17 protein-coding genes and 1 pseudogene are annotated in these 19,752 nt (G+C 73.8%); 7 read left to right on the forward strand and 11 right to left on the reverse strand.

Annotated features, from left to right (window positions below):
* The 6 genes and pseudogenes from ACQRUO_RS31905 to ACQRUO_RS31930 all read right to left on the reverse strand — a co-directional run.
* Positions 1-414 (reverse strand): annotated as a pseudogene (locus tag ACQRUO_RS31905) (hypothetical protein); the annotation flags it as partial.
* On the reverse strand, positions 411-1,832 hold the full coding sequence (locus tag ACQRUO_RS31910; RefSeq protein WP_428319605.1) for an HD-GYP domain-containing protein: 1,422 nt from the start codon (positions 1,830-1,832) through the stop codon (positions 411-413). The gene ACQRUO_RS31910 and the pseudogene ACQRUO_RS31905, both read right to left, overlap by 4 nt.
* A 400-nt stretch (positions 1,833-2,232) precedes the next feature.
* Positions 2,233-2,589 carry a mycothiol system anti-sigma-R factor gene (gene rsrA / locus ACQRUO_RS31915; RefSeq protein WP_428319606.1) on the reverse strand — a complete coding sequence of 119 codons (357 nt, stop codon included), beginning with the start codon at positions 2,587-2,589 and terminating at the stop codon, positions 2,233-2,235.
* Complete coding sequence (locus tag ACQRUO_RS31920) at positions 2,586-3,224, reverse strand: sigma-70 family RNA polymerase sigma factor (protein ID WP_428319621.1); 639 nt, start codon at positions 3,222-3,224, stop codon at positions 2,586-2,588. The genes rsrA and ACQRUO_RS31920 overlap by 4 nt, the downstream gene beginning before the upstream one ends.
* Before the next feature lie 428 nt (positions 3,225-3,652).
* Positions 3,653-4,354, reverse strand: a complete 702-nt coding sequence (locus ACQRUO_RS31925; protein WP_428319607.1) for an alpha/beta family hydrolase — start codon at positions 4,352-4,354, stop codon at positions 3,653-3,655.
* A complete protein-coding gene (locus tag ACQRUO_RS31930) occupies positions 4,354-5,106 on the reverse strand; it encodes an SOS response-associated peptidase (RefSeq protein WP_428319608.1) in 753 nt (250 codons plus the stop codon). Before ACQRUO_RS31930 ends, ACQRUO_RS31925 begins: the two co-directional genes overlap by 1 nt.
* 136 nt (positions 5,107-5,242) lie before the next feature.
* On the opposite strand from ACQRUO_RS31930, the gene ACQRUO_RS31935 reads away from it, so the two are divergent.
* The 6 genes from ACQRUO_RS31935 (at position 5,243) to hisN (ending at position 10,420) form a co-directional block, all read left to right on the forward strand.
* On the forward strand, positions 5,243-5,950 hold the full coding sequence (locus ACQRUO_RS31935; protein WP_428319609.1) for a M50 family metallopeptidase: 708 nt from the start codon (positions 5,243-5,245) through the stop codon (positions 5,948-5,950).
* A gap of 193 nt (positions 5,951-6,143) precedes the next feature.
* Positions 6,144-7,475, forward strand: coding sequence for a 3-phosphoshikimate 1-carboxyvinyltransferase (gene aroA, locus ACQRUO_RS31940; protein WP_428319610.1), 1,332 nt, complete (start codon positions 6,144-6,146; stop codon positions 7,473-7,475).
* 16 nt (positions 7,476-7,491) lie between these two features.
* Positions 7,492-8,547, forward strand: a complete 1,056-nt coding sequence (rsgA, locus tag ACQRUO_RS31945) for a ribosome small subunit-dependent GTPase A (RefSeq protein ID WP_428319611.1) — start codon at positions 7,492-7,494, stop codon at positions 8,545-8,547.
* A gap of 75 nt (positions 8,548-8,622) precedes the next feature.
* Positions 8,623-8,946, forward strand: coding sequence for a DMT family transporter (locus tag ACQRUO_RS31950; RefSeq protein WP_428319612.1), 324 nt, complete (start codon positions 8,623-8,625; stop codon positions 8,944-8,946).
* Between the two features lie 63 nt (positions 8,947-9,009).
* Positions 9,010-9,564, forward strand: coding sequence for a Uma2 family endonuclease (locus ACQRUO_RS31955; protein WP_428319613.1), 555 nt, complete (start codon positions 9,010-9,012; stop codon positions 9,562-9,564).
* Between the two features lie 58 nt (positions 9,565-9,622).
* The gene (gene hisN, locus ACQRUO_RS31960) at positions 9,623-10,420 is read left to right on the forward strand and encodes a histidinol-phosphatase (protein WP_428319614.1); all 798 of its coding nucleotides are present in this window, start codon (positions 9,623-9,625) and stop codon (positions 10,418-10,420) included.
* Positions 10,421-10,492: 72 nt separating this feature from the next.
* Here the strand turns inward: hisN and ACQRUO_RS31965 are convergent, their stop codons facing one another.
* Complete coding sequence (locus ACQRUO_RS31965) at positions 10,493-11,974, reverse strand: catalase (RefSeq protein WP_428319615.1); 1,482 nt, start codon at positions 11,972-11,974, stop codon at positions 10,493-10,495.
* A gap of 106 nt (positions 11,975-12,080) precedes the next feature.
* Here ACQRUO_RS31965 and ACQRUO_RS31970 point away from each other — a divergent pair, with 106 nt between their 5' ends.
* The gene (locus ACQRUO_RS31970; protein WP_428319616.1) at positions 12,081-12,491 is read left to right on the forward strand and encodes a Fur family transcriptional regulator; all 411 of its coding nucleotides are present in this window, start codon (positions 12,081-12,083) and stop codon (positions 12,489-12,491) included.
* Between the two features lie 40 nt (positions 12,492-12,531).
* Here the strand turns inward: ACQRUO_RS31970 and ACQRUO_RS31975 are convergent, their stop codons facing one another.
* The 4 genes from ACQRUO_RS31975 to ACQRUO_RS31990 all read right to left on the reverse strand — a co-directional run.
* Positions 12,532-14,313: a tetratricopeptide repeat protein gene (locus ACQRUO_RS31975; protein ID WP_428319617.1), complete on the reverse strand. Its 1,782-nt coding sequence runs from the start codon at positions 14,311-14,313 to the stop codon at positions 12,532-12,534.
* A 404-nt stretch (positions 14,314-14,717) separates the two neighbouring features.
* On the reverse strand, positions 14,718-16,784 hold the full coding sequence (locus ACQRUO_RS31980; protein ID WP_428319618.1) for a glycosyl hydrolase family 18 protein: 2,067 nt from the start codon (positions 16,782-16,784) through the stop codon (positions 14,718-14,720).
* Between the two features lie 64 nt (positions 16,785-16,848).
* Positions 16,849-18,447 (reverse strand): chitinase, encoded by a 1,599-nt coding sequence (locus tag ACQRUO_RS31985; protein WP_428319619.1) that lies wholly within the window; start codon positions 18,445-18,447, stop codon positions 16,849-16,851.
* Between the two features lie 227 nt (positions 18,448-18,674).
* A partial coding sequence (locus ACQRUO_RS31990; protein ID WP_428319620.1) for an NB-ARC domain-containing protein occupies positions 18,675-19,752 on the reverse strand: 1,078 nt, incomplete at its 5' end.

The raw sequence follows: 19,752 nt of genomic DNA on the forward strand, positions 1-19,752 counted from the left end.
CTTCCGATCTCGGCTCCGCTCCCGGTCGGCCCGCCGCGCCCGCACGCCCGCCCGCACCAACGCCCGGGCCAGCGCGCCGAGCGCCAGCCCGCTGCCCGCCACCGCCACCACCTGGAGCACCCCGTGCTCGGTGGGCAGCCCGCGCAGCGGCCCGAGCAGGGCGTAGGCCAGCCCCGCCGCCGCGCCGAGCGGGGCCTGCCCGCGCCCGGCGCCGGTCCCGGCCACCCGGACCGCCTCGCCGATCGCGATCAGCGTGCCGAAGGCGAGCGCGACCGGCGGCTCGGCCAGCCCGTGGGCCAGCACCGCGGTGATCCCGCCGGCCAGCAGCAGCAGTGCGGCGGCCCGGACCAGCGAGGCCCCGGTGACCGCCGACCACGGTTCGTCCGGCCGGACCCGCGGCGCGGCGGCGCTCACCGTGCGGCCACCCGGGGCCCGGGTTCCGGCACCCCGAGCGGGATGTCCGGCACCGCCGCGTCGGTGTCCGGCGCCGGCGGCAGCACCGGCTGCCAGCCGCACCGCTCCACCGCGCCGACCAGCGCCTCCACCATCACCGGGTCGAACTGGCTGCCGGCGCACCGGCGCAGTTCGGCGACCGCCTCCGGGACCGGCCGCCCGCGCCGGTAGGAGCGGGTGGAGGTCATCGAGTCGAAGGCGTCGGCGACCGCGATGATCCGGGCGAACTCCGGGATCTGCTCGCCGGCCAGGCCGTGCGGGTAGCCGCGGCCGTCCATCCGCTCGTGGTGGTGCAGGATCCCGGCGTGCGCCTCGCCGAGGAACTCGATCCCGCGCACCAGCTCGTGCCCGTACTCGGGGTGCACCTCCACCGCCCGGCGCTCGGCCTCGGTCAGCGGCCCGTTCCGGCGCAGCAGCTCGGTCGCCACCCCGAGCTTGCCCACGTCGTGCAGCGTCCCGGCGAAGTGCAGGGTGCGCAGCCGCTCGCCGACCATCCCCAGCTGACCGGCGATCAGCACCGAGGCCCGGCCGACCCGTTCGCTGTGTCCGCGGGTGTAGGCGTCCTTGATCTCCACCGCCTGCACCAGCGCCTCCACGGTGGCCCGGTGCGCGGCCCGCTCCCGGTGGCCCTGGGCGAAGACCCAGGCCGAGACGGAGAGCGGCAGCAGCGCCAGCACGGCGGCGAACGCCCCGTACGGGCCCTGCCAGAGCACCGCCATCATCAGCCCGCCGAGCGCGTGCACGAAAGCCGGCGGGCCGAGCACGGTGAGCGCGCCGCGGCCCAGCTCGGCCGGCCGGCAGTGCTCGGCGAGCAGCCGGATGCCGGCCACCAGCACCCCGTTGACCAGGCAGAAGACCAGCACCCCGGCCAGCGCCGGGAGCAGCGCGGCCGGGTAGCGGCTGCCGAGCAGCAGCCGCGGCCCGCCGAGCAGGTGGAAGAGCGCGGCCGCCGGCCAGGCGGCGAGCGCGAACTGGGCGGCGTTCCAGGCCCGGCGCAGCAGCCGGGGCGTCGCGGCCGCGCCGGTCAGCGCGGCCGGCAGGGCGACCAGGGCGGCCGCGGCCGGCGGCAGCATCAGCACGCCGGCGAAGAGCACCGGCAGGAAGGTGTTGGCGCTCGGCCGCACCGCCTCCGGGCCCAGGCCGGCCCGGGGCGCCACGCCGCGGCCGAGCAGCCGGAGCAACCGCAGCCGCAGCCGGCGGGCCAGCCGCAGGCAGGGGGTGGGCAGGCCCTGGGCGAGCGACTCCCAACAGGCGTGCAGGAAGGCCAGCAGGCCCACCCGGGGCCAGTCGACCGGCCCACCGAGCCAGCCGGGCAGCCCCAGCCGGGCGGTGGCGCCGGGCAGCAGCGGCAGCAGCGCGAGGGCGGCGGCGCCGAGCACCAGCAGGACGTAGACGAAGGCCGCCGCGGGGAGCCGCGCCGGTGTCTGTTCCGGGAGCGCGCGGCCCCCGCGATCGACAGCGATCTCTGCCTCCCCAGCTTGCCGACAGGCTCGTCTGAGGAGGATAGGCCTCGGCCGGGGCGGTGGAACCCGCCAGTGCGCGATACCCGCCGCAGCAGGGCAGACACTCACCCGATCGAGTGAGGCAAGCGCACTGACGGTCCATCACGTCGGCGCCGGGCGCCGCCTCACCGGCGGGCCGAGGGCCGCGCGTCGGCGGGCCGAGGGCCGCAGACCGGCGGGCCCGGCACGGAAAAGCCGGTGGGCCCGGGAGTGTTCCCGGGCCCACCGGCCCTGGCTTCCGCCGATCGGCCGAACGGCCGTCGACGGGTGCCCGTGCTCACTCGGCCGGCGTGACCGCCTGGGAGGCCGTCAGCACCCCGGGCTCGCCGCACGTCGCCGCGGCCGGGTCGGCCCCGACCGGCGGTTCGGCGCTGCGCTGCCCGGCCCGGATGCTGTCGATCCTGGCCAGCACCTTGCTGCGCAGGTCCGACGGGGCGTCATCGCACCCGCAGGACCGCTTGATCAGCGCCTTGATCGCCTGCTCCAGCCCGTACTTCTCCAGGCACGGCGAGCATTCCTCGAAGTGCTCGCGCAGTTTGGCGCAGTCGCCCTCGGCCATCTCGTTGTCAAGGAACTCGTAGAGGTGATCAAGCACCTCGCCGCAGTCCGTGGCGTGCGGACCTCCGCAGCTCATGAGCCCGTGCCTTTCGCCTCGCGCCCAGCCCCGCTGCCGGCGGGGACCAGCCCGCGCTCGCGGGCGTAGTCCTCCAGCATGCCCCGCAGTTGGCGGCGGCCTCGGTGCAGCCGGGACATCACCGTACCGATGGGGGTGCCCATGATGTCGGCGATCTCCTTGTATGCAAAACCCTCGACGTCGGCGAGGTAGACCGCGATGCGGAACTCCTCGGGGATCGCCTGCAGGGCGTCCTTCACGTCACTGTCCGGCAGGTGCTCGAGGGCCTGGGTCTCGGCCGAGCGCAGACCGGTCGACATGTGCGACTCGGCCCGGGCCAGCTGCCAGTCCTCGATCTCCTCGGCGGCGGTGCGCTGCGGCTCCCGCTGCTTCTTCCGGTACGAGTTGATGAAGGTGTTCGTCAGGATGCGGTACAGCCAGGCCTTGAGGTTGGTCCCCTCCCGGAACTGGTGGAAGGAGGCGTAGGCCTTGGCGAACGCCTCCTGCAGCAGGTCCTCGGCGTCGGCCGGGTTGCGGGTCATCCGCAGCGCGGCCGAGTACATCGGGTCCAGGTAACCCAGCGCGTCCCGCTCGAAGCGCGCCCGGCGGGCCTCCTCGGTCTCCTCGGCGGAAGCCCGGAAAGTGTCCTCGCCGATCTCGTCGGCCGCGGGCTCGTCACCCGCGTCCGCATCGGTCGCGAGCTCGTCGCCCGGCACCTCGCCGGCCGACCCGGCAGCGAGCGGATCGGTCGCGTGGTCGGACCCGGCCCGTGCGTCGAACCCGCCCGGACCCACGTTCGGCTCGTCCTCGGTCGCGACGACCGGACCCACCTCCTCGCTGAATCGGGCCCGACCCACGGCAGGTCGGCCCGGAAGGGAGGATATCGGGCTCACGGGCTTCTCGCCCGCGACCAGCCACTCGGACCACGGGAGGAAAGCACTCGAAGCGCTCTGCTCCTCAGGCCGCTCACGGCACGCGATCGAACCCATGGGCGCTGCCTTTCCACCGGAAACCATTGGGGCACTGCTGACGGAAGGGTTAACCCGGACCGCCGCCCGGGCATTCCCGCCGCTGCACAGATCCGTCAGGTCCGCCACCCGGGTGACCCGCCCCCGCCGGCTCGGTCCAGCGGCAGCCCGGCCAGCCAGTCGGCCACCGCGGCGGTCACCAGGTCCAGCGCCGCCGCCCTGCTCAGCGGGGCCGACTTCGGCAGCTTGAAGCCGTGGTCGGCGTACGGGACCGGCACCAGCCGGGTCCCCGCCGGGAACTCCGCGGGGGTGCCGAAGGCGTCCCGCTCGCCCTGCACCACCAGCGTCGGCAGCCCGGCGCCGAGCAGCTCCTCGGCCCGGGAGCGCTCCGGCCGGCCGGGCGGGTGCAGCGGGAAGGACAGCGCCAGCACCGCGGCCGCGCCGACCGCCGCACCGGTGCGGCAGGCCACCCGGGCTCCCGCGCTGCGCCCGCCGACCAGCAGCGGCACGCCCTCGGCGGCCAGCCGCTCGGCCACCGGCAGCCAGCCCGTGTCCAGCGTCTTCGGGGCCGGCGCCACCTTCCGGCCGGCCACCCGCCAGGGCTGCTCGACCAGCGCCACCGTGACCCCCTGGCCGGGCAGCGCGGCGGCCAGCGCCGCCAGGTCCGCCGCCTCGATCCCGCCGCCGGCGCCGTGCCCGAGGCCGAGCACGGCCCGCGGCCGGCCGGCCGCCCGGTGCCAGCTGATCCGCGCCGGCCCGGCGGGGGTCGCCACGCTCTCCTGGTCCTGCTGCTCGTGGTCCTGCTGCTCGCTCGCCATCAGAACAGGGCCCCTTCCATCTCCGGGGTGACCGGCTCGCGCAGGCCGGGGTGGTTGTTGCGGATGTTGCCCACCGCCGAGCCCACCGGGGTGGCGCGCAGCCGACCCGGTCCGGGGGCGACCAGCAGCGCGCAGGCCCGGGCGGGGTCGTCCAGGGTGGGATCCAGCCAGGCGTCGAAGCCGTCGGGCTCCAGGAAGAGCGGCATCCGCTCGTGGATCGGCGCCAGCAGCGGTTCGGCCTCCGTGGTCACGATGGCGCAGGTGACCAGCCAGCCCTGCGGGTGGTCGGCCGGGAAGGCCCGGTCCCGCCAGAACTCGTACAGCCCGGCCAGCGCCAGCGGCGCACCGTCCACCCGGCTGACGAAGAACGGCACCTTGCGCGCCTTGCCGCCGCTCGGGCTCTCGATGGTCTGCCACTCGTAGTAGCCGTCGACCGGGAGCAGGCAGCGGCGGGCGGCGAAGGCCTGCCGGTAGGCGGGCTTCTCGTGCACCGTGTCGGCCCGGGCGTTGATCATCTTGACCCCGGTCTCCGGCGAGTCGGACCAGGCCGGCACCAGCCCCCAGCGCAGCCGCCGCAGCTGCCGCAGCGGCGTCCCGCCGCCCTTGGGCAGCCGTTCCAGCACCGCCAGCACCGGGGAGGTCGGCGCCACGTTCCAGCTCGGCGCCACCTCCTCGCCCGGGTCCCACTGGCTGACCTCGAAGAGCTCGACGATGTCCTCCGGCTTGGTGCTCGCCGCGAATCGACCACACATACCGTCAGCCTGCCACGGCGCGGGGCGGCGTCGAACCCTCCCCCGGTCGCCGGCCGGGAACCGGCGGCTACCGGCGCGCAGTCCTGGCATGGGAGGCTGCTCCCCTCCCCAACCCCCGGGCACGGCAAGGACGATCATGAACCACAGCATCGACGACGTCTGGCAACGGGTCCTGGGCACCCAGCCCGACCCGCCGCACTGGTTGGTGCTCGGCTGCGCGGCGGCCGCCCTGCTGGCGATACTGCCGCACCCCGTCTGGCGGGTCAGCCGGAACGTGGTGACCATCGCGCACGAGGGCGGGCACGGCCTGGTGGCCCTGCTCACCGGCCGCCGGCTGGACAGCATCCGGCTGCACTCGGACACCTCGGGCCTGACCGTCTCCTCCGGTCGCCCGACCGGCCCCGGCATGATCCTCACCGCCGCGGCCGGCTACCTGGCCCCCTCGCTGCTCGGCCTCGGCGGCGCCGCGCTGCTGGCGGCCGGCCGGATCACCGCGCTGCTGTGGATCGCCATCGTGCTGCTCGCCGGCATGCTGGTGATGATCCGCAACGCCTTCGGCCTGCTCTCCGTGGTGCTCACCGGCGGCGCCTTCTTCGGCATCTCCTGGTACGGCAGCGCCCAGCTCCAGGCCACCTTCGCCTACCTCGGCGTCTGGTTCCTGCTGCTGGCCGGGGTGCGCCCGGTGATCGAGCTGCAGCGCAAGCGGCGCCTGGGCGGGGCCCGCGACTCGGACGCGGACCAGCTGGCCCGGCTCACCGGGGTGAGCCCGCTGCTCTGGGTGACGCTCTTCCTGGTGGTGGCGCTCTCCTGCCTGCTGGCCGGCGGCAGCCAGCTGCTCGCCTGACCCCGCTGCTCGCGTGACACCGGTGCTCGCCTGACGCCACCGCTCGCTCGACGCCGCTGCGGGCCCGCTCGGCGCACTGCCCCCGAGCACACGTCCGGGAGCCCGCGCAACCCCTTGCCGCCTGGTCCGTCCGGTTGTCCACAGGCCGGAACGATCACTGAGCCGGAACGCGCCGGACCCCTAGACTGGCCGCATGACCGAGACCTTGTGGCCCGCTCCCGTAGCCAACACCGCCATCGACGCGACCGTGACCGTCCCCGGTTCGAAGTCCGTCACCAACCGCGCGCTGGTGCTGGCCGCGCTGGCGGCCGAGCCGGGCTGGGTGCGGCGGCCGCTGCGCAGCCGGGACTCCCAGCTGATGGCCGACGGCCTGCGGGCGCTCGGCGTCGGCATCGAGGAGCGGGTGAACAACGACTGCGGCGGCACCGGCGGCGGCGAGGCCTGGCGGATCATCCCGGCCCAGCGGCTGGCCGGCCCGGCCACCATCGACGTGGGCAACGCAGGAACGGTCATGCGCTTCCTCCCGCCGCTGGCCGCGCTGGCCGACGGCCCGGTCCACTTCGACGGCGACCCGCGCTCGCACGAGCGCCCGCAGCACGGCGTGATCGACTCGCTGCGCGCCCTCGGCGCCCGGATCGAGGACGGCGGCCGCGGCGGCTTCCCGCTCACCGTGCACGGCACCGGCGCACTGGAGGGCGGCATCGTCGAGCTCGACGCCTCGGCCTCCTCGCAGTTCGTCAGCGCGCTGCTGCTCTCCGGCGCCGGCTACAACCAGGGCGTGGAGATCCGCAACATCGGCGGTCCGGTCCCCTCGCTGCCGCACATCCGGATGACCGTCGAGATGCTGCGCCAGGCCGGCGTGCAGGTCGACGCCCCGGAGGACGGCGGCGAGCCGGACGTCTGGCGGGTCACCCCGGGCGCGCTGCTCGGCCGCGACCTGGTGATCGAGCCGGACCTGTCCAACGCCGCGCCGTTCTTCGCCGCCGCCCTGGTCACCGGTGGCCGGGTCACCGTGCGCGACTGGCCCAAGCACACCACCCAGGCCGGCGACCAGCTGCGCGACATCTACACCCGGATGGGCGGCAGCTGCCGGTTCACCGAGGAGGGCCTGGAGTTCACCGGCACCGGCGTGGTGCACGGCATCGAGGTCGACCTGCACGAGGTGGGCGAGCTCACCCCGGTGATCGCCGCGGTCGCCGCGCTGGGCAACTCCGAGTCCCGGCTGTCCGGCATCGCCCACCTGCGGCTGCACGAGACCGACCGGCTGGCCGCGCTGGCCAAGGAGATCAACGAGCTCGGCGGCGACGTCAGCGAGACCGCCGACGGTCTGGTGATCCGCCCGCGCCCGCTGCACGCCGGCGTCTTCCACACCTACGAGGACCACCGGCTGGCCACCGCCGCCGCCGTGCTGGGCCTGACCGTCCCCGGTGTCCAGGTCGAGAACATCGCCACCACCGCCAAGACCCTGCCGGACTTCCCGGCGATGTGGGCCGCGCTGCTCGATCCGGCGGCGGCCGCGAGCTGAGCGGAGTACCAGCACCATGCGCCGCTACGGCAAGGACGCCGACGAGGACGACATCCGCAACCGCCCGGGTCGCCGGGGTTCCCGGCCGCGGACCAGGATCCGCCCCAAGCACGAGGACGCCGCGGAGGGGATGGTCCTCACCATCGACCGCGGCCGGCTGACCTGCCTGGTCGAGGCCGGCACCAAGCGGGAACGCATGGTCGTCGCGATGAAGGCCCGCGAGCTGGGCCGCAAGGGCGTGGTGGTGGGCGACACCGTCAATCTGGTCGGTGACCTCTCCGGCGAGGTCGACACGCTGGCCCGGATCGTCCGGGTCGAGGAGCGCACCTCGGTGCTGCGGCGCACCGCGGACGACGACGATCCGTTCGAGCGGATCGTCGTCGCCAACGCCGACCAGCTGGCCATCGTCACGGCGCTGGCCAACCCCGAGCCGCGCCCGCGGCTGATCGACCGCTGCCTGGTGGCCGCCTACGACGCGGGCATGACCCCGCTGCTGGTGCTCACCAAGTCCGACCTGGCCCCCGCCGAGCCGCTGCTGGAGTCCTACGCGCCGCTCGGCATCGACTACGTGGTGACCCAGCGCGAGGAGCTCGCCACCACCGGCGCCGAGGCGGTCCGGGAGCGGCTGCGCGGGCTCGCCACCGTCTTCATCGGCCACTCCGGGGTCGGCAAGACCACCCTGGTCAACGCCCTGGTGCCGGAGCGGCAGCGGACCACCGGAGACGTCAACGCGGTCACCGGGCGCGGCCGGCACACCACCGTCTCGGCCCTCGCGCTGCGGCTGCCCCCGCCGCCGGGTGCCAAGCCGGGCTCCCGGCAGGCGCTGGACCCGGGCTGGGTGATCGACACCCCGGGCTTCCGCTCCTTCGGCCTCTCCCACATCGACCCGTCCCGGGTGATCCACGCCTTCCCCGACCTGGAGCCGGGCACCGTGGACTGCCCGCGCGCCTGCAGCCACGACGAGCCCGACTGCGCCCTGGACAGCTGGGTCTCCGACGGCCACGCCGACGCCGCCCGGCTCTACTCGCTGCGCCGGCTGCTCTCCACCAAGGAGGCCCACGAGGGCGACTGACCCGGCTGGAGGTGTCGGCCGGCCGCTCTCTGGTGATCATAGGAAGCGTCGGCCGATCGCCCCGGAGGTGCACCGATGGCCTGGTTCATGGTGGTGCTCGCCGGCCTGCTGGAAACCGGCTTCGCGATCAACCTCAAGCTGAGCCACGGTTTCACCAGGCTGGTCCCCACCCTCGCCTTCGCCCTCTTCGCACTGAGCAGCTTCGGCCTGCTGACCCTCTCCCTCAAACACCTCCCGGTCGGCAGCGCCTACGCCGTCTGGACCGGCATCGGCGCCGCCGGCACCGCGATCTACGGCATGATCTGGCTGAACGAGACCACCTCCACCCTCAAACTGGTCTCCATCACCCTGGTCATCGCCGGCGTCATCGGCCTCCAACTCAGCGGCTCCGGCCACTGAGGCCCGCCTGTCGGCGGGCTGTGCCAGCATGGGGTGACCAACGCTCAGGAGGTCGGAGCGGCCATGCCCGACGAACGCGCACGGCGCATCCTCGATCGCCTGGAACTTCCCGAGGGCTTCCAGTCGGAGCTCATCAACGGGGCCGTCATCGTGTCGCCCCCAGGGAAACCACTGCGCTGGATGATTCAGAGCGAGCTGCTGCACCAGTTCTTGCAGCAGCCGAGCTGGCACGTGGCCGCCGGCCAGACCATCTGCCATCCCGACTTCAGCGACGAACCCCAACCGGACTTCTTCGCGCTGCCCGTCGACGCACCGCTGGACCTTGAGGGGCGCTACCCGGCGGAACACCTGACCCTGGTGACCGAAGTCCTCTCCCGAAGCACCAAGGGCATCGACCTGGTCGACAAGGTCCAGCTCTACGCCCGCTTCGGCATCCCGTTCTACCTGATCGTCGACCCGTTCCAGAAGAAGTGCACCCTGCACTGCTTCGTCGAGAACGGCCGCTACACCGACGCCGTCAGCTTCGACTTCGGCCGCACCATCCCGCTGCCCGAGCCGTTCCACTTCAGCCTCGACAGCAGCGGTTTCCCCGCTTACCGCTCCGCAGCCGACTCCTGACCGACCACCACGCGAGCCGAAGTGTCGGTTCACCGGACGGCTCGTCTACTGTTCGACCATGGCCGACTACCACGATGATCTCCGCCTTGCCCACGTCCTCGCCGACTCGGCCGACTCGGTCACCCTGGAGCGTTTCCGGGCGTTGGACCTGAAGATCGAGACCAAGCCCGACCTGACCCCGGTCAGCGACGCCGACAAGGCGGCCGAGGAGGCGGTGCGCGGGGTGCTGCAGCGGGCCCGGCCGCGGGACGCGGTGCTGGGCGAGGAGTTCGGCCTGGTCGGCTCCGGGCCGCGGCGCTGGGTGATCGACCCGATCGACGGCACCAAGAACTACATCCGCGGCGTGCCGGTCTGGGCCACCCTGATCGCGCTGCTGGAGGACGGCCCGGACGGCGAGCAGCACCCCGTGGTGGGGATCGTCTCGGCGCCGGCGCTGCACCGCCGCTGGTGGGCGGCGAAGGGGCTGGGCGCGTTCGCCGGGCGCAGCCTGGCCCAGGCCGGCCGGATCCAGGTGTCCGGCGTCTCCCGGATCGAGGACGCCTCGCTCTCCTACTCCTCGCTCACCGGCTGGGAGGACCGCGGCCGGCTCGACCCCTTCCTCGACCTGACCCGGGCCTGCTGGCGGACCCGGGCCTACGGCGACTTCTGGTCCTACATGATGCTCGCCGAGGGCGCGGTGGACATCGCCGCCGAACCGGAGCTGAACCTGTGGGACATGGCCGCGCCCTGCATCGTGGTGCAGGAGGCGGGCGGGCGGTTCACCGGTCTGGACGGCATCGACGGCCCCAACGGCGCGGACGCGGTGGCCTCCAACGGCCTGCTGCACGAGGAGGCGCTGCGCCGGCTCAGCGTCTGAGCCGGCCCACCGCCTGACCCGGCCCGCCGTCCGAAGCCGGCACAGCGCCCGGGCCGACCCGTCGTCCGGGCGTCAGCGCTGCTCGCGCAGCTCGCGGACCGCCGTCGCCAGCCGGTGGCCGTAGTCGGCGTCGGCCCGCCGGAAGTTCTCGACCGCCCGCTCGACGATGTCCTCGCGGTCGGCCGAGACCCCGGCGATGGCGGCAGCCAGGTTCTCGATCAGGCGCTGCTTCTCGTCCTCGGCGAGGAGCCGGTAGAGGTCGCCCGCCTGGACGAAGTCGTCGTCCTCCGGGTGCGCGGGCGCCGGGTGGGTCCCGGTCGCGCCGGCGACCGCGGTGGCCGCCCAGAGCGGCCGGCCGCTCTGCACCGGGCCGCCGGAGCTGTTCGGCTCGTAGTTCTTCACCCGCCCGTGCCGGCCGTCGTAGAGCCGGCCGTCGCGGTGGTTGGTGCGCGCCTCGGTGGCGTGCGGGCGGTTCACCGGCAGCTGGTCGGCGTTGATGCCGACCCGGTAGCGGTGGGCGTCCGCGTAGGCGAACAGCCGGCCCTGCAGCATCTTGTCCGGCGAGGGGCCGATGCCGGGCACGAAGTGGGCCGGGGAGAAGACCGACTGCTCGACCTCGGCGAAGACGTTGTCGGGGTTGCGGTTCAGCTCCAACCGGCCGATCTCGATCGGCGGGTAGTCCGCGTGCGGCCAGACCTTGGTCAGGTCGAACGGGTTGAACCGGTAGCCCGCGGCGTCGGCCGCCGGCATGACCTGCACCTGGACGGTCCAGGACGGGAACTCGCCGCGCTCGATCGCCTCACGCAGGTCGCGCTGGTGGCTGTCCGGGTCCTCGCCGGCGAGCTCGGCGGCCTCGGCGGGCGTCAGGTTCAGGATCCCCTGGTCGGTCTTGAAGTGGTACTTGACCCAGAACTGCTCGCCGGCCTCGTTGACCCACTGGTAGGTGTGCGAGCCGTAGCCGTTCAGGTGGCGGTAGCTCGCCGGGATGCCGCGGTCGCCGAAGAGCCAGGTCACCTGGTGGGTGGCCTCGGGCGACAGGCCCCAGAAGTCCCACACGTTGTCGGGCTCGGTCGAGCCGGTGTACGGGTCGCGCTTCTGGGTGTGGATGAAGTCCGGGAACTTGATGGCGTCCTTGATGAAGAAGACCGGGGTGTTGTTGCCGACGAGGTCGTAGTTGCCCTCCTCGGTGTAGAACTTCACCGCGAAGCCGCGCGGGTCGCGCACCGCGTCGGCGGAGCCGAGGTTGCCGGCCACGGTGGAGAACCGCAGGAAGGTCTCGGTCCGCTTGCCGACCGCGGAGAGGAACCTCGCCCGGGTGTACCGGGTGACGTCGGCGGTCACCGTGAAGGTGCCATAGGCCCCGGCGCCGCGGGCGTGCACCACGCGCTCCGGGATCCGCTCGCGGTTGAAGTGCGCGAGCTTCTCGAAGAGCTGCTGGTCCTGGAGCAGCGCGGGGCCGCCGCTGCCGGCGGTCTCGGTGTTCTGGTTGTCGGCCACCGGCGCACCGGCCTCGGTGGTCAGGGTCGGGCGCAGCTCTCCGTCGGGCGCAGTCATGGGGGTACCTCTTCGCATCGTCCGTTCGTGTGACTCGATCCTAACTTGGACTTTATCCAAATCAATACCAAGCCCAAGTCCGGAGTCGTGCCTTATCGTTTCGGTCATGAACGATCTCTTGGCACGGCTGCGCGAACGGGGCTGGCGACTGACCGCGCAGCGGCGCGTCGTGGCCGAGGTCCTCGACGGGGACCACGTCCACCTGACCGCCGACGAGGTGCACGCGCGGGCGGTCGAGCGGCTGCCGGAGATCAGCCGGGCGACGGTCTACAACACCCTGGGCGAGCTGGTCCTGCTCGGCGAGGTGCTGGAGGTCAGCACCGACGGGCGGGCCAAGCGGTACGACCCCAACGCGCACCGGTCCCACCAGCACCTGGTCTGCTCCGCCTGCGGCACCATCCGGGACGTCCACCCCGAGGGCGACCCGCTGGCCGCACTGCCGGCCGCCGAGCGCTTCGGCTTCGCCGTCTCCGCCGCCGAGATCACCTACCGCGGCCTCTGCCCCGACTGCCGCTGACCCGACCTCCCGGCTCGGGCGCCCGGCTGCCGCGCTCGGCTCAGGCGCTCAGCTCCGGGTGCATCGCGTCCAGCAGCCGGGCGGCGCGCTCGGCCACCTCGGGCGGGCCGTAGTCGGTGGCCCGCCGGCACCAGGTCTCCGCCTGGACCGGCTCCCCGCGGCGCAGCGCCAGCAGGGCCAGCCGCAGCGCCGCCCGCCCGTGACCGGCATCGGCGGCCCGGGTGTACCAGAGCATCGCCTCCGCCTCGCGCTCCTGCCGGGCCAGCAGCAGGCCGAGGTTGAAGGCGGCACTGCGGCTGCCGATCTCGGCCGCCCGCCGGTACCAGCTCTCGGCGATCTCCAGCGCCCCGCGCTCGGCAGCCCGCACCCCCATCCGGACCTGGGCCCGGGCGTGGCCCTGGTCGGCCGCGACGGCGTACCAGTGCTCGGCCTCCTCCGCCACGTCGCCCCGCCGGTCCAGCAGTGAGGCCAGCCGGAAGGCCCCCTCGGCGGAACCGCCGGTGGCCGCCTGGCGGTACCGCTCCATCGCCGCGGTCAGGTCTCCGCGCTGCTCCTTGACCACCGCCAGCTGCAGTGCCGCCTCGCCGTGGCCCTCGGCGGCGGCCCGCGCGTACCACTCCTGGGCCTGCCGCTGCTCGCCCCGGTTGGCGTGCAGGATGCCGAGGTTGAAGGCACCGTCCACGCTGCCGGCCTCGGCGGCCTTGGAGAACCACGGCTCGGCGCCGGCCTCGTCGCCGCGCTGCAGCAGGATCACGGCCAGCGCGTTGCAGGCCTCCCGGTGACCGGCGTAGGCGGCCCGGCGGAACCACTGCTCGGCCTGCGTCTCGCGGCCGGTGCCGGAGCAGAGCAGCCCGAGGTTGAAGGCGCCGTTGTGGTCGCCGGCGTCCAGCGCGGCGCGGTACCAGCGCTCGGCCGCGCCGTCCTCGCCGCGGGCGGCGTGCAGCGCCCCCAGCGCGTTGGCCGCGTTGCCGTCGCCGGCCTCGGCCGCCTCCTGCCACCACTCGGCGGCGGACGGCAGGTCACCGGAGTCGCGCAGCAGGAAGCCCAGCGCGCAGGCCGCCCGCGGCTCGCCGTTCTGCGCCGACTGCCGGTACCAGCGGGCCGCCTCCTCCCGCGCGCCGCGCTCCTCGACCAGCACGCCCAGCCGCAGCGCCGCCCGCGCGTGGCTGCGCACGGCGGCGGTGCGGTACCAGGTCTCCGCGCTCTCCTTGTCGCCGGCCGCCTCGCGCATCCGGGCCAGCCGGTAGGCGGCCTCCCGGTGGCCCGCGTCGGCGGCCGCCTTGAACCAGCGCTCGGCGCGCACGTCGCGCCGGTGCTCCATCAGGTCGCCCAGCGCGTACGCCCCCAGCGGGTGCCCCTGCTCGGCGGCGAAGTGCAGCCAGTACTCGGCGGACTCCTCGTCGCCGTGGTCGCGCAGGTGCAGGCCGAGCGCGTGCGCGGCCGGGGCGCTGCCGGCCACCGCGGCCTGGCGCCACCAGGTGCCGGCCTCGGAGCGGTGGCCGCGCTGGTGCAGCAGCACGCCCAGGTTGTTGGCGGCGGCCCGCAGGCCGGCGGCGGCGGCCTTGCGCAGATACGGTTCGGCGTCCTCCAGGTCGCCGCGGCGCAGCAGCAGGGCGCCGAGCTGGTTGGCGGCGTTGATGTCACCGGCGTCGGCGGAGGCCCGGTGCCGGGACTCCAGGGCGGCGGACTCGCGGGCGGCCAGCTCGGTCTCGAAGGAGGCGGTGTCGAAGCGGTCCGCGTCCCCGTCCGCCGCACCGTCGACGACGGCCCCGTCCGGGCCGGCGGGCGCGGGGTAACGGCCGCTCAGCTGAGGGCGGGGCACGGGCTCCAGGCTCTCGGGGCCGTAGGACCGGGCGCCGGCGGGCCGACGGCTGCCGCGCTGCGCAGGGACGGGCGCGGTCGTGGTGTCGGGATGCTGCTGACTGTTCTCGCTCCGCCTCATGCCGACTCCCACTCACGGCTCGTCAACTGCCGTGCCCCGTCCCCCATGTGGTCCATCGTTGCATCACCCGAAGACTCGCGTACACCGGCTCGGACGATTTTGCCGGGCTGGGCCGAAGCGGGCGAGATTGCTTCAGCGCTTTGTCGATTTCCCGACACTTGCGCCCCACAAACCCCGTCGCGCCGCGGGATGTACCGAGTTTTGTTGGCCCATAGTACCGGAGGCGGTGCCACCGCTTATGGGTGACACCGCCTCGTTATGGTTCACTTTCGATTAACGGACCTTCAGCTCACGTTGATGTCGTCCGCGTAGTAGGTCCCCTGGCCGTACCAGCCGTGCACCCAGATGGTCACCGAGGTGACCGAGGGGCCGGTGGTGAACTTGGTGGAGAGCTGGGACCAACCCGGACCGCTGGTCCAGGTCGAGGTGTCCGCGCCGGAGCCGGTCACCCCGAGGTAGGTGTAGTTGCCCTGCACCCAGCCGGAGAGGGTGTAGGTGGTGTTCGGCTGGACCGTGACGGTCTGCGAGCACTGGGCGTCGTCACTGCTGCTCGCCGCGCCCGCGAGCGCGTACGAACCGGAGTGCACCGGGCTCTTCACCACCGATCCCAGGTTGCCGGTGCAGGTCCAGGGGGCCAACGAGCCGGACTCGAAGCCGCCGTTGACCACGATCCCGCCGGACGGACCCGTGGGGGTGGGCGTCGGCGTGGGAGTCGGGGTGGGCGTCGGCGTCGGGGTCGGCGTGGGTGTCGGCGTGGGTGTGGGTGTCGGCGTCGGGGTCGGCGTGGGCGTCGGGCTCGGGCTCGGCGGGGCCGGGCAGTTGCTCGCGGATCCCGCCGTGTCCCCGACCACGTCGTCGAAGAGGGTGGCCGCCGGGTCCAGGTCGTAGAGCGAGAACATCATCGTTCCGCCCAGGCCGTTGCAGTGCAGGTAATCGGCCTTCGCCTGGATCGACTGGGCGTCCTCACCGGACCAGAAGTTGGTGCCGTCGTAGAAGTACGCGGCCTGCGCGACCGGATCCCAGTAGGTCTCCGAGGGATTGTCGACCACCCCCGACAGCTCCTTGTACATCCGGATCCCCGCGACGTTGCCCGAATCCGCCGCACCGGTCGCCGGACCGGTGGCGGTCTGGAAGAGCCCGTGGTCGTTGCCCGCCGGCACCCCGGTCCAGCCGCGGTAGTAGAACGGCACCCCGATGGTGAGCTTGTTCGCAGGGAAACCGCCTGGTATCCCGTACTGCGGATCGCCCACCGTGTAGGCCTTGATCGCCTCGTCGATCGAGTACTTGCTGGTCCCCGGGGCGATCGCGCTGGACGGGTCGGCCGGGTTGTCGTAGATCGGCGACTGGTGGTTCGCCGGTCCGGTGGCCTCCCAGCCGCCGTGCATGTCGTAGGTCATCGGGTCGCCGAAGGTCAGGTACTGGGCGATCTGGTCGGTCTGGACGTTCTGGATCTTGTCCTGGCCGGACGGCAGCGCCGCCGAGAGCGCGTAGCTCCTGCCGTCGGCCGCGCCCTGGGCGTTCAACTCGGAGCGGAACTCGCCGAGCAGGGCGGTGTAGTCGGCCTTGTCCGCCGCACTGGCGTGGTTGCCGACGTGGCCGCCGCCGCCCGGGTACTCCCAGTCGATGTCGAAGCCGTCGAAGATGCCCGCGGCGGTGCCCGGCCCGCCGTAGCCGTTGCGCGAGGGCACGTTGCCCTTGATGAACATGTCGATGCAGGAGGAGACCAGCTTCTGCCGCGAGGCGGGGGTGGCCGCCGCGTCGGAGAAGTACTTGGAGTAGGTCCAGCCGCCGATGCTCAGCAGCACCTTGAGGTTGGGGTACTTCGCCTTCAGCTCCTGCAGCTGGTGGAAGTTGCCCGCCAACGGCTGGTTCCAGGTGTCGGTGCTGCCGTCCACGCTGTTGCCGTTCGCGAAGGTCTTGCCGTAGTCGGCGTACGAGTCGCCGGCCCCGTCACCCGCGTCCGGGTTGCTCTCGTCCTGCGAGGCGGCCGAGTCGGCCTCGAAGCAGGTCAGGTTGGTGGGGTCGATGTTCTCGAAGTCGTAGATCAGGTAGGTGAGCTTGCCGGCCTCGCCGTTGGCGGCCACGTTCTGCAGGTAGAACGCGTTCTGGTAGACCGACCACTGGTCGTAGTAGGCGACCGTGATCCCGCCCGAGGTGGCGGGCGCGCCGGTGGTGTTGCTGCCCGTGGTGGTGCCGGCGGTGACGTTCCCGGCGGCGGCCAGTGGGGTGGCCGTCGGCTGGTGGCCCTGGCTGGCCTCGGCGTGCGCCATGCCCAGCATGGACAGCGCACCGCCCAGCAGGATGGCGGCCGCGCCGGTCACCGCCGCGGCCGATCGACTTCTCTTGCGCATGCGGTTCTCTGCTCTCTGCTGTGGGGGTGAGAGGAGGGTGCCGTACTGATCTGCCGACGGTCGGTCAGGGCATGCCGTGGAGGTGGCCACCGACCGTCGTCGCGATGGAATTGCCGTTGCTGGCATCCCAGTTGGTGGACCACGTCATCGCACCGACGCCGGGCCAGCTGGTCGGCGGCTTGAACGAGCCGCAGTTGGTGCCGTCGGCCAGGCAGTCCAGCGCGTCGTCCACGGTCTGCGGGGAGACGTAGCCGCTGCCCGCCGCACTGGTCGAGGCGGGCACCCCGAGCCCGACCTGGCTCGGCGCCAGGCCGCCCTGCAGCTGGGTGCAGGCGAGCGCGGTCAGGAAGTCGACGCTGCCCTCGGAGTAGACGTTGCCGTCGCAGCCGTTCATCGAGCCGGAGTTGTAGTACTGGGTGTTGACCACGGTCAGGACGGACTTGGTGGCCAGCGCCAGCTTGAAGTACTCGGTCCCGGTGGACTGCATGTCGATGGTCTGCGGTGCCATGGTCAGCACGAAGCCGCTGCCCACCTTCGCCGCCAGGGAGTTCAGCGCCTGCGCCAGGTAGGTGGAGTTGACGCCGTTCTCCAGGTCGATGTCGACCCCGTCGAAGCCGTACTGCTGGATCAACGCGTAGGCGCTGTTCGCGAAGTCGGTCGCCGAGGTGGCGTCGCCCACCGAGATGGTGCCGTTCTGGCCGCCGACCGAGAGGACCACCTTCTTGCCGGCCGCGTGCTTGGCGGCGATGTCGGCCTTGAACTGGGCGTCGGTGTAGCCGCCGAGCTTGCTCGCCAGGGTCGGGTCGAGCGCGAAGGTGATGCCGCCGGGGCTGTTCGGGTCGGCATCGGCGAAGGCCACCGCGATGATGTCGTAGGCCGGGTTCACGTCGGAGAGCTTCTGGTCGGTCGCCCCGTTGTCGAAGTCCTGCCAGTAGCCGGTGAGCAGGTGGCCGCCGCCGCTCGGACCGGTCGGGGTGCCCGTCGGCGTGCCGGTCGGGGTGGCGGTGACCGGCGGCGTCGAGGTGGGGCTCGAGGTCACCGGCGGGGTGCCGGTCGGGCTGGAGGTCACCGGCGGGGTCGAGGTGGTGGTGACGGTCGAGGTGGGGTAGGGCACCGGGCCGGTGAGCAGCAGGTCGTCCGCCTGGTAGGCGCCGGTGCCGTACCAGCCGTGCAGGTAGACCGTGACGCTGGAGGTCGACGGGCCGGTGGTGAAGCTGGTGGTCAGCTGGTTCCACGCGGCGTCGGTGCTCCAGGTGGAGGTGTCGGTGCTCCCGGTGCCGCTGTCGCCCAGGTAGACGTAGCTGCCCTGGACCCAACCGCTCAGCGTGTAGGTCGAGTCGGGCAGCACCGCGACCTGCTGGGTGCACTGCGCGTCGTCGCTGCCGACCGGGGTCGCCTGCAGCGCGTAGTGCCCGCTGTGGACGGGGCTGGTGACCACCGTGCCGGAGTTCGCCGAGCAGCTCCAGCCCGCGAGCGTGCCGGTCTCGAAGCCGGGGTTCTGCAGCAGGTCGGGCGGGTCGGCGTGGGCGCTGCCCTCGCCGGCGAGCAGCACCGCGCCGCTGACGGTGAGCGCCAGGGCCGCCACCGCGGCCAGCGTGGTTCGGGTGCCGGACGGACGGCGGGGCCCGGGTCTGGACTGGATCTGTCTGGTCGCACGTTGCACGGGTGGCTCCTCGGATCGGCGGGACGGCGCGGTCGGCCCGCGACCTGTGGGGGTCGGTCACGGCCGCGCCCGGACGCGGAACACAGGCGGCAGGGAGTGCGGTCCCGCGGGACCGGACCTCAGAGTGGACTAGACCAAATAGGCGGTCAAGAGCGTTCGCGCGCCCTGGTCGGACAGGTCGGCGCAGGACCCGGCGAGCACCCTGCGAACGGTCGACCGCTTCGGCATCAGCGCCGATCAGCGGGGGTCTGCCGGGGTTCCGGGCCGCCTGCGCGCCATCCGGATTCCATCCGCGGTCCATCCACCGCCCACGCTGCGGTCAGCGGGTGCATCCGGTAGCCGCCGTCCGCGGTCGCCAACAGCAGACCGTACTCGGCGAGCAGTTCCAGCAGCGCCTCGACCCGCCCCTGGTCCCGCCCCTCCCCCGGCCCCGCCCCTGGCCCCTCCCCTGGCCCCGCCCCGGCGAGCAGCTCCACCGCGCCCGCGTCCCCCGCCGCCCCCGGCGCCCGCAGCCGCCGCAGCAGCTCGAGCGCCGCCCACCCTTCGGCCGACCCACCGAGCCGCCCCGCCGCCGAGCCCAACGCCGCCGCCACCCCCTGCCCGCCCGGGCTCAACTCGCCCAGCCGGCGCGCCCGGTCCGCCAACCGCCCCGCCAGCCCGTCGACCCCCGCACCGGGCCGGGCCTGCACCCGGGCCGCCGCCGCCCGCAGCGCCAACGGCAGCCCGGCGCAGACCGCCAGCACCGCCGCCTCGGCCTCCTCCCCTCCCGCCGCACCGCCCGGGGTGCCGCCGCCCGCCACCCGTCCGGGCACCGCCACCAGCCGGCGCCACAGCCGCCGCGCCTCGACGGCCCCCAGGCAGTCCAGCGGAACCGCCCGCGCCCCCGGCAGCCCGGCCAGCCGCCCCCGGGCGGTGACCAGCACCGCGCAGCTCGCCGCCCCCGGCAGCACCGCGGCGACCTGGGCCGCCTCCCGCGCGTCGTCCAGCACCAGCAGCAACCGGCGCCCCGAGCTGACCGAGCGGAAGAGCGCCGCGCGCCGCTCCGGTTCGGCCGGCAGCGCCGCGGCGGCCACCCCGAGGTCGGCCAGCAGCTGCCCCAGCAGCACGCCCGGCTCGGCCGGCCGCCCGTCCGGCTCGTGCAGGCCGGCCCAGAGCTGACCGTCCGGGTACTGCTCGCGCAGCCGGTGCGCCGCGTGCACGGCGAGCGCCGTCTTGCCCACGCCGGGCGGGCCGCTGACCACCACCAGCGGCACCGCCCCGCCGCGCCGCCCGGTCCCGCCCGGGCCGGCGGTGCCCGGACCCGGG

Source organism: Kitasatospora sp. LaBMicrA B282 (genome assembly GCF_050325825.1).
Classification (GTDB): Bacteria; Actinomycetota; Actinomycetes; order Streptomycetales; family Streptomycetaceae; genus Kitasatospora.